General features: G+C 65.2%; 7 protein-coding genes. 4 read left to right on the top strand and 3 right to left on the bottom strand.

The window, feature by feature from the left end; translation table 11 throughout:
• Positions 1–521 (bottom strand): hypothetical protein (locus tag ACLP2E_RS04905; protein ID WP_442465309.1); only part of this gene is annotated, 521 nt, incomplete at its 3' end.
• 404 nt (positions 522–925) lie between these two features.
• Positions 926–994, bottom strand: a complete 69-nt coding sequence (locus ACLP2E_RS04900) for a helix-turn-helix domain-containing protein (RefSeq protein WP_442465310.1) — start codon at positions 992–994, stop codon at positions 926–928.
• Positions 995–1,649: 655 nt separating this feature from the next.
• On the opposite strand from ACLP2E_RS04900, the gene ACLP2E_RS04895 reads away from it, so the two are divergent.
• The 4 genes from ACLP2E_RS04895 (at position 1,650) to ACLP2E_RS04880 (ending at position 7,836) form a co-directional block, all read left to right on the top strand.
• The gene (locus tag ACLP2E_RS04895) at positions 1,650–2,930 is read left to right on the top strand and encodes an ATP citrate lyase citrate-binding domain-containing protein (RefSeq protein ID WP_442465308.1); all 1,281 of its coding nucleotides are present in this window, start codon (positions 1,650–1,652) and stop codon (positions 2,928–2,930) included.
• Positions 2,931–2,947: 17 nt separating this feature from the next.
• A complete protein-coding gene (locus tag ACLP2E_RS04890; RefSeq protein WP_442465307.1) occupies positions 2,948–5,662 on the top strand; it encodes a CoA-binding protein in 2,715 nt (904 codons plus the stop codon).
• A gap of 72 nt (positions 5,663–5,734) precedes the next feature.
• Positions 5,735–7,024 (top strand): MFS transporter, encoded by a 1,290-nt coding sequence (locus tag ACLP2E_RS04885; protein ID WP_442465306.1) that lies wholly within the window; start codon positions 5,735–5,737, stop codon positions 7,022–7,024.
• A 35-nt stretch (positions 7,025–7,059) separates the two neighbouring features.
• Positions 7,060–7,836, top strand: a complete 777-nt coding sequence (locus ACLP2E_RS04880; RefSeq protein WP_442465305.1) for a substrate-binding domain-containing protein — start codon at positions 7,060–7,062, stop codon at positions 7,834–7,836.
• 173 nt (positions 7,837–8,009) lie between these two features.
• On the opposite strand, the gene ACLP2E_RS04875 is transcribed toward ACLP2E_RS04880, so the two are convergent.
• Positions 8,010–9,068 (bottom strand): Ldh family oxidoreductase, encoded by a 1,059-nt coding sequence (locus tag ACLP2E_RS04875; RefSeq protein ID WP_442465304.1) that lies wholly within the window; start codon positions 9,066–9,068, stop codon positions 8,010–8,012.
• Between the last annotated feature and the right edge of the window lie 420 nt (positions 9,069–9,488).

Genomic DNA, 9,488 nt, shown 5'->3' with positions numbered 1-9,488 from the left:
ATGCGCGCCTCCCAGGCCTTGAAGGCGATGGCATAGGCCTCTGCGCTCGCTTTACTCGCGGCAATGCCGGCTGCGATCATCGGCTCTTGTTCCTTCTCAAGCGCCTTCAACGCCCGCGCGCCTTCTGTAATCGCAGCGGCTAGAGCCTGGGTGAAATTCGTATCAGGCGGCGAGCCCTTCATCGCCTTTACAACGAGCTTCAGGCGGTCAAGGAACTCGATCTGCTCCTTGTACGCCAGAACCATCGCAGTTACCTCTCTTGGTTCCTTGTAGCTGGGCCGCGGTTCTGTCGGCACAAACTTCTCGTCCTTCGCTTGTCTCTTTTCCCGAGCTTCGGCGGCAGCCGCCTTCATTTTGTCCCAGGCACTCGTCGGCGGCGCGTGGTCGTGCTGAAGCCGTTCCGTCAGATAGTCGGAGATCAGCTTCCCTTCCTGCTCTGCTGCCTTGGCCAAGGTGCGAGCGGCGGCCGGCGCGGCCGTGTCATCCGCCAGCATGTTGACAATCTTTTTGGTCTTGCTCACGGCTTCGTTACTTTTGCCGTCAGTCTCTACCGGTCGCCCCAGCGCCCGAGGCCCAAGCGCGGTCAACAGATTGGCGCCCCCCAGTGCGCCGGATGAGGGTGGCGGATGGTCCGCATCTCATCTTGCTGACAAGGCCGAATTTTCGATCAGCTTGCAAGCAGGCCATCGAGATCGAGCGGCCGAACCGCTCGCCAAGCCTTCGAACGAGGCCATGAAGGCCGTCGGCCAATTCGCGAAGGGAAGTAAGCTGCGTTGGCGGGCTTCCTTTTCAACTGCCGACAGCCGCCAGGAACTTATTCGGCGATGTCGCCACAACCTCCAGTGCGTGCGACCCGCGGAATAGTCCGTAAGCCGCCCATTCGATCGCTCGCGAGGAGAGCGGCGTTGAGCGGCCCGCGCTCGGCTCACAGGATTCCCCAAGCCCGATAGCGCCCACGTCCGGTCGCCTCGCGCAGGCCGAGTTCGGAAGGCAGGCTCTTCGATGTTTACTCACTGCCGCCTGCGGGCGAATCGGCGTCGGTCGGAGAGTGGTTCTGATCGGTGTCAATGAGCGCCGAAGGCAAGTCACTCCACCGATCGGCGTTGGGACTGCGCGGCGTGACAAGGTCGGTATCCGAAGCTTATCGGCTGGAAAGCGGCGGATGTCAGCGGCAGGTGTCGGCAGGAAAGCGGTCGGTGGCCCGACGGAAGGATTGCACAAAAGCGGCTGTTCAAGATGTGGCCCAGTAGTGCTAGTCTTGTTTTCGCAGGCTAAAGGTGAGCTGCGGCGAAGCGCTGATCGACTCACACCGCGCCGCAGCAATGAGCCGGTCCCAAGGCCGGCACGAGTTCCGAGGGAGGACGGCCATGACCCGTGAAAGATGTGCGGTTTAGGCGAATTGCCTGCGACTGCGCCGGGCCGGATGGCGTCGATGCTGTCGTAGTCGTTCCGGATGTCCTGAAGTTCCCGTCAGACGAAGATCGTCGGCTCGGTGACGTCCGGCGCCTCGCGGAAGGCAGCGAGCCGCTACGCACACGACGCCCTGATCCCCTGGCGGGATCCGCGAGCCAAGGCGGTTGCGCGAGCCGCGAATTGGCCCGCTGAGCCCCTACCGAACCTCGCTGCAACCTGAAAAGGACTCTGGCGCCATGCAGCTCACCGGCCTTCTTCACGGCGCGCCTCTTATGCGGCACGTCGATTTTCCGGTCACCGAGGTCCTCGGTCCCACCGCGACCGAGGCTGAGATCCAGGACTTCATCAATCGGCACAAGCTCGTCTTCATCAAGCCGGTGTTCAAGGGCGGCGTCGGCAAGAAGGGCAAGGCCGGGCTGATCGGCAAAGCGACCGACCTGCGCACCGCCCTCGCCGAACGCGAGCGACTGTTCTTCGTCGAGCATCGCCACGGCAACGCGACGTCGAAGGCGAATGGAGTGACCTTCGAGGCCGGCGTGCCGGCCGAGCATGAGGTCTATTTCTCGATCACCGACTCAACCGTCTTCCGCGCGCCGACGATGACGCTGACGCACGTGGGCGGCGTGGACATCGAAGAACTGGACAAGAAATACATCGCCCACATCCCGTTCGAGGCGCTGACCGGGCTCAAGGCCTTCGTCGTCGCCAACGCGCTGTCGGACATAGGCGCGCCCAAGGAGATCATCTCGCCTTTGGTGCAACACCTGCCGAAGCTGTGGGACCTGTTCCACCTCTATGGCATGACCACGCTGGAGCTGAACCCGATCCGCATGGCGATCGGCCGCGACGGGCGCCTCACGCCCAAGGCCTGCGACTTCAAAGGCGGCTTCGACCGCGACGATCCACGCTGGCATCGGCTTGATCTGCCGGACGAGAGCTTCGCAGGCGACACATCGGCTTTCGAGCTCGAGGTGAACCAGCTTCGCACCCACCAGGGTCAGTCGGATGTATTCGTCATCAACCCAAACGGCACGATTCTCGCCCCCACGTTCGGGGGCGGCGCCAATTCGCTGGTGACCGAGGTGCTGGGGGAGGCCGCGATTATCTCGTCAGACTTCGGCGGCAACCCGCCTTATGAGAAAATGAAGTCGGTGGCCGCGATTTGCTTCAAGCACTGGCTCAAACAGGCCAACGTGCTGTTCATCATCGGTGGCAAATCGAACAACACCGACATCTACGAGACCTTCCGTGCGATGGCCGATGCGCTGCGCGAGTATTTCAGCCGCAACGGGCCGACGCCGCTTTTCGTCGTCGTCGGCCGCGGCGGGCCGAACCTCGTGCGCGGTTTGGGCGCCCTTGCGGAAGCCTTCGACAATCTGGGCCTGCCCTACCGCTTCTTCGGCTTCGACAGCGCGATCTCCGAGGTCGTGAACTACGCCAAGGAGGTCGACGCCTGGATGCGCGCAGGAGGCCGCGCCGCCGTAGCCGCCCGTCTCAACATTAAGCAAGCCGCCTGAGCAGAAGGGAGGATTGCATGTACAAGAGCGGCATCAAAGGGTTCCCCTACTACCTCGGGATCAACTCGCTCGACGAGATCGCGACGCGGCAGGACCGCGTTGCCGTGCTCAACATCATGGGCAGCGAGTCGAAGCAGGTGACGCCCATCAGCCACGCCTTTTCCGGCGGCAACGTGGTGTTCGGCACTTCGCCCGGGCGGCGCGGCCAGGCGTTGCAGACGCCGGCCGGCGACATTCCCGTCTACAACAACATCCGCGAGGGCCTTGCCGACGGCCTCACATTCAACACCGGCGTGGTGTATCTGCCGCCCTCGGGCGCGCGCGACGGCGTGGCGGAGCTGGTGCGGGTCAACTCCGACCTGCGCAAGGTCATCATCATCACCGAGAAGATCGCGGTTCACGATGCGCGCGAGATCCGCGCAATCGGCCAGAGCTTCGGGATCGACATCTTCGGGGCCAACTGCCTTGGCGTCGCGGACTCGTGGAACCGCGTGCGCCTCGGCGGCGCCCTCGGCGGCGACAGCCCGGACGAGGCGCTGATCAAGGGCTCGGTCGCTCTGTTCTCCAATTCCGGCAACTTCACCACGACGATCGCGCAATACCTCGCGACCGCCGGTTGGGGCACGACGACGCTGATCTCCTCGGGCAAGGACGTCTACATCCACTACGCCGCACCCGATTTCGTGCACGCGCTGAAGAACGACGCGCGGTCGAAGGCGGCGGTGATCTACTGCGAGCCCGGCGGCTACTACGAACGCAGCCTCGATTTCGGCAAGCCGGCGGTCGCCTGCGTCGTCGGCCGCTGGAAATCGCGCCTCACGCGCGCCGTGGGCCACGCAGGCGCCATGGCCGGCTCCGGTGATAAGGCCGAGGACAAGGAAAGCTGGTTCATAAACGCCTTCGGTGTGGACGGCATCTTCACGCCCGAAAGTCCGATTGTCTCTGCCAAAGGCGCGGTGGTCACCAACATTGCGCACATCCCGGCGGCGCTGACCGAGGTGATGCGCCTCAATGGCGTTTCACCGGACTTCTCGCCGCGCGGCTCGCTCGCGCTCAAGGCCTGGATGGCGAACGACCAGGGCCTCAAGCTTCCTACGCGGATTGCGCTCCCGGTCGTGCAGGCGCCGTCGCCGTACGACGCGCAGATCAAGGCGGTGTCGCTGCAGATCGGCGCGATCATTGCGCGCCAGAACATGAAGGACGCGTCCGGAGCCTCGATGATGGACCCGGCGACTCAGGTCACTTCAGTGCACGGGCACTCCGTGCTCGACATGGCGCTCGAGCCCTTGGAGGCGATCTTCGCCCTGCCGCTCGTGCACGAGATCGCGGGTCCGCAGGACCGCATGATGCTGGACATCGCCATCGCCTCGGAAATCAATCTCGTCGGCGACCCGGCGCTGGCCGCAGCCGACGCGGCGCGCCAGGCGGGCAATTCGCCCAACACGGTAATGGCGGCCGCCGCGGCGATCATCGGGCCGAAGCGGGTCGAGCGCGCGCTCGCCTGCACGCGGGCATTGATCGATCTCTTCGCCCACTCGGGCATGACGGACTCGCGGGACGAGAGCTTCAACGTGAGCGCGATCCCGACCGACGACAAGACCCGCTCTCTATTCCTCGCGACCGCTGAGGACGCCCAGGACCCGCGCCCGGCCGCGATGCTCGCCGCGGTGCGCGCGCGCGGCGGGAAGTCGGTGTTTCTGAAGTTCGTCGACACGCTGGGCGAGCGCGTCTCGCGCGACGCGATCCTCTCCGCGATCGCCACCACGATCGCGTGGGGACCGCTGATGCGAAAACGCATCTCGCGCCTGACCGCCGAGACTTTGCCTTGGTATCTGCGCCTCTACGGCGTGATGATCGGCGCCTCGATCCCTGGACATCATCACCAGCACGGCAGCCTATGCGGCGTGCCGCGCGAGGAGCGGTTCAGCCGCTGGACGATGGCCGACTTCCTCTGCCTCGCCCTGATCGGCCGCAAGCCGACCGAGCGCGAGGCGCGCCCGCTGCAGATCCTGACCGGTCTGCTGATCTCGAACGGACCCGGCGCCATGTCCCTGCAGGGCGCGAAGGGCGCGGTGTCTGCCGACGGACCGCAGACGCCGGGCCGGGTGCAGATCAACAAGGGCATGGTCGGCTTCCTGACGCACACCGGCTACAGCCACGGCGGCAATGGATTCGAAGGCATGGCCTTCCTACTTGAGCGCTTCCAGGGCATCGAACTCAAGAATCCGACCGACCCGAACCACGGCATCGATCTCGCCGGCATGGCGAAGTCGTTCGCCGAGGCTTACCGCGAGGAGAAGGCGAACGCGAGGGAATCGGGGGCAGCCGAGCTGCGGGCGCTGCCGGGCATCCATCATCCGGTTTTCAAGGGCAAACCGGTCAACTACGACCCGCGCGAACGCTTCATTGCGAAATTCATGGAGGAGCGCGGCGACTACAACATTTTCCACGCCTATTACCGCGAGCTGGCGCAGGCGCTGTACGATGCGGGCGCCACGCCATATGTGTTCTGCGTCAACGTGGACGCGATCATCGCAGCCTTGCTGCTCGCCGTCTTGTGGCAGGACTACCGGTCCGGCACGCTGACCGTGAAAGACCTGGAAACGGCCGCGTTCAACGTCTTCCTTTATGGCCGCATGATCGGCGCGGCCGCGGAGATCGATGACCACCTGAACCGGGGCCGGAACATGGACATGCGCACACCGCAGGACAGCTGCCGGTTCATCGTCTGAACAGGAGGGTAGACAGGCCCGACAACAGGGCCTGAGAGACATTGACAAAGCCGGCCTAGGGAGAACGGGCCAATGCTGACACCGGAACAGCGCCGGGAGAAAATCTGGGACGTCGTGCGCGTCGCCAGCGGCAATTTCCTGGAGATGTACGACTTCTTCGTCTACGGCTACTTTGCCGTCTACATCGCCACGACGTTCTTCCCGACCGGCAACGCCTTCACCTCGCTGATGCTGTCGCTCGGGACCTTCGCGGCGGGCTTTCTGATGCGCCCGCTCGGTGGCCTGATCCTCGGCTCCTATATAGACCGCAAGGGACGGCGGATCGGGCTGATCGTCACGCTCAGCCTGATGGCGGTCGGCACCCTCACCATCGCGCTCACCCCTGGCTACGACAGGATCGGCCTGATCGCCCCGGTGCTGGTTTTGGCAGGACGCCTTGTCCAGGGCTTCTCGGCCGGCTGCGAACTGGGCGGCGTGTCGGTCTACCTCGCCGAAATCGCGACCCCAGGCCACCGCGGCTTCTTTTGCTCCTTTCAGTCGGCCAGCCAGCAGGTCGCCGTGGTGTTCGCTTCGCTCCTCGGCGTGATGCTCAACTCGATCATTCCGGCCGAGCAAATGGCCGCGTGGGGCTGGCGCATCCCGCTTCTGATCGGGTGCCTGATCGCCCCCCTGATCCTGTACTTGCGCAGCTCCCTGAAGGAGACCGAGGAGTTTCAGTCGCGCAAACATCATCCGAGCGCGTCGGAAGCGCTGCGCATCATCGGCCGGAATTGGGCGGTGGTGGTGGAAGGCGTCATGCTGTCGTCGCTGACAACGACCACCTTCTATCTCATCACCGCCTACACGCCGACATTCGCCAATCAGGTCCTGCATCTCGCGCCGCGCGACAGTCTGATCGTGACCCTCTGCGTCGGCTTCTCGAACCTGTTCTGGCTTCCCGTCGGCGGCGCGATCTCCGACCGCGTCGGCCGGCGTCCGATGCTGATCGCGCTCCCGGTCGCGGCGATCCTGACTGCCTACCCCGCGATGTCGTGGCTCGTTTCCAATACGTCGTTCGGAAATCTGTTGATCGTCCAGCTATGGCTCTCGTTCATCTTCGGCACGTACAACGGCGCGATGATCCCGTTCATGGCGGAGATCATGCCGCCCCAGGTGCGCACCGCGGGATTCTCGCTTGCGTACGCTTGCGCCACGGCGCTCTTCGGCGGCATGACACCGTTGGTGTGCACGTACCTGATCCACGCGACCGGCAACCCGGCCATGCCGGGCGCCTGGCTGACGGCGCCAGCTTTGCTTGCGCTCCTCTCGGCGCTGCGCGCCCATGTGCGGATGCCCGCCGAGCCGGCCGCCGCGCCTGCGTAGCAAGCGCCTCTCGACAGGACGAGGGAGGACCCCCCATGCGACGCCATGTGATGGTTTTGATCTTCGCCTGCCTGGCGTTCGTCGCCAGCGCGGCCGGGGCGGCCGAAATTCACGTCGTCAGCTCCGGCGGCTTCGCTGCGGCGCTTAAGGCGCTGGCGCCGGCTTATGAGCAGGCGACCAGCGGCAAGCTCGTCCTCGGCTTTGGGCCGTCGATGGGCGAAACGCACGACGCCGTGCCGGCGCGTCTTCAGCGCGGCGAGGACATCGACGTCGTGATCATGGTCGGTGATGCGTTGGGGAAGCTCGCCGATGAGGGCAAGATCATGCCCGGGACGCGCGTCGACCTCGCGCGGTCGCTGATCGGCGCGGCGGTGCGCGCGGGGGCGCCGCGGCCGGACATTTCGACGCCGGAGGCGCTGAAGCGGGCGCTCCTGAACGCGAGCTCCATCGCCTATTCGGACAGCGCGAGCGGGGTTTACATCCGAAACGAGTTGTTCAAGCGGCTGGGGATTGAGGCGCAGGCGGCGCCGAAGGCGCACATGATCGCCGCGACGCCGGTTGGGGAGATCGTCGCGCGGGGGGAGGCGGAGATCGGCTTTCAACAGATCGCCGAGCTCAAGCCCGTGCAGGGGATCGACCTGCTGGGGCCGATCCCGGTCGAATTGCAAAAGGTGACGATCTTCTCGGCCGGGCTGGTCGCCGGAGCGCGCCAGGCCGAGGCAGGCAAGGCGTTCATCGCCTACCTCGCCTCGCCCCGCTCAACGCAGGCGATCACGGAGAGTGGGCTCGAGCCGATCGTGCAGCCGCAATAATCGCGCGTCCTGGCCTCTCATCGAGGCATGCTTCGGGCGGACGCCGCCCAATCGAGCGGCGCGGCGAACGTGACCGAAGCATCGAATGGTGATCGACCGCGGAGCGCGCCGGAAGCGCCACGACCGCACGATCGCCTGCTCCAGACTCCGCCCTTGGCGCGACCGACCTATCGTCATGTGACGGGCAGCAACGACTTCAACCCGTATTCGTCCGCCAGCTTTCTCAAGTCGGCGACCGTGTCCGCCGGGAGGAGTACGCCGTCCGTTCGGTTCTTGGCGTCGTTGTGAGCTTCGATTTCGCCGGGATAGAAGACCTCGTCGAACCCCTGCGCCAGCGGGACGGACTTGAGCTCTGCGATCAGCGCGTCGATTCGCGCGTTGAATTCCGCCAACGGTTGCAGCGTTTCGATATTCACGGCGAGCATGAAGTGGCCGGCGCGGCTGCGGCGCTGCGCCTGGTACGGCCCCGTGACTTGAGCGCCGAAACCGCTGCCGGTCAGAACCCCCGAAAGCATGTCCATCATCGCGGCGATGGCGTAGCCCTTGTGCTGCGCCATCGGCAGGACGATCCCCTCGATCGCTTTCACTGGGTTGGTGGTCGGCGCGCCGTCTGCGTCGATCGCCCATCCCGCCGGAATGGGTTCGTCCTTCTGCTTGGCCAGATAGATCTTGCCGCGCGCGACTCCGGTGTTGGCGATGTCGAGCGCCATTGGCGCGTGCGAGCCGCCGGGGCAGGCCCATGACCACGGATTGGTCCCGACGACCTTCTTGCGCCCGCCCCAAGGCGCCATGGCCGGACTCGCATTCGTCGACAGGAAACCGACACAGCCTGCGCGGGCCGCCATCAGAGTGAAGTACATGGCCGTGCCGAAGTGGTTCGAGTTGCGCGCGCCGACGGCGCCGATCCCGTAGGCCTTCGCCCGGCGGATCGCTTCATCCGCCGCCATCGCGGCGACGATAGGTCCCATCGCGTCGTGGCCGTCAATCAGCGCCAGCGCGCTGCCGTCGATGACGAGTTCAGGCTTCCCCAAGGGATCGCAGACCCCGGTTTTCAGGCGCGCCGCATACCAGGAGAGGCGCATCACGCCATGCGATTGATGCCCCCACAGGTCGGCCTGGACCAACGCCTCTGCGCAAACCCGCGCTTCGCTTTCGATCATCCCGGCCGCGACATAGACGGCGGTCGAGAAGTCGATCAGGCGATCGGGAGCTGTCCTCTGAGCGGCGTTCATGGCGGCCTCCGGAAAGTCTCTTTCGGCCACGGGCGCTTCCGCTTCGGGCAGCGGGATGCGAGATCGCCTAGGTCCGACGCAACAGCTCATGGCCGGACGACACTATAGCCGGCATTTCAACCGGTCGAAGCCAATGTTGACCGCCTCTTTTCGCGCGGACACCGCGCCTTTCTTGCGGACCTTGTACGCCTGCTATCCCCTCGGTTCCCGCCGTTCGGCCAACGCCCGCTCTCCGCCCAATTGAGGCGTCCAAGGCTGCGGTCGGCTACTTCCGCAATACGTCGCGAGCCGCCGTTGCCGCGGCGCTCCGACGGAGCAGGACTCATGCCGGTTCGGACGAGGGGTGGCCGTCAGCCGCCCTTTGGCCTCAGCGTCCGCCGAAAGAACCCGGCGTGCCAAGAAGGGGCTTAACCTACAAGC

The organism is Rhodoblastus sp. (assembly GCF_052145335.1).
Lineage (GTDB): Bacteria > Pseudomonadota > Alphaproteobacteria > Rhizobiales > Beijerinckiaceae > Rhodoblastus.
The sequence above is the reverse complement of the archived record's forward strand: the minus strand, read 5'-3'. Positions and strand labels throughout refer to the sequence as shown.

What these genes read in the sequence shown, in the direction of transcription:
- ACLP2E_RS04895 (WP_442465308.1), top strand. Translation starts at nt 1,650, where the DNA reads ATGCAGCTCACCGGCCTTCTTCACGGCGCGCCTCTTATGCGGCACGTC.
- ACLP2E_RS04890 (WP_442465307.1), top strand. Translation starts at nt 2,948, where the DNA reads ATGTACAAGAGCGGCATCAAAGGGTTCCCCTACTACCTCGGGATCAAC.
- ACLP2E_RS04885 (WP_442465306.1), top strand. Translation starts at nt 5,735, where the DNA reads ATGCTGACACCGGAACAGCGCCGGGAGAAAATCTGGGACGTCGTGCGC.
- ACLP2E_RS04880 (WP_442465305.1), top strand. Translation starts at nt 7,060, where the DNA reads ATGCGACGCCATGTGATGGTTTTGATCTTCGCCTGCCTGGCGTTCGTC.
- ACLP2E_RS04875 (WP_442465304.1), bottom strand. Translation starts at nt 9,068, where the DNA reads ATGAACGCCGCTCAGAGGACAGCTCCCGATCGCCTGATCGACTTCTCG.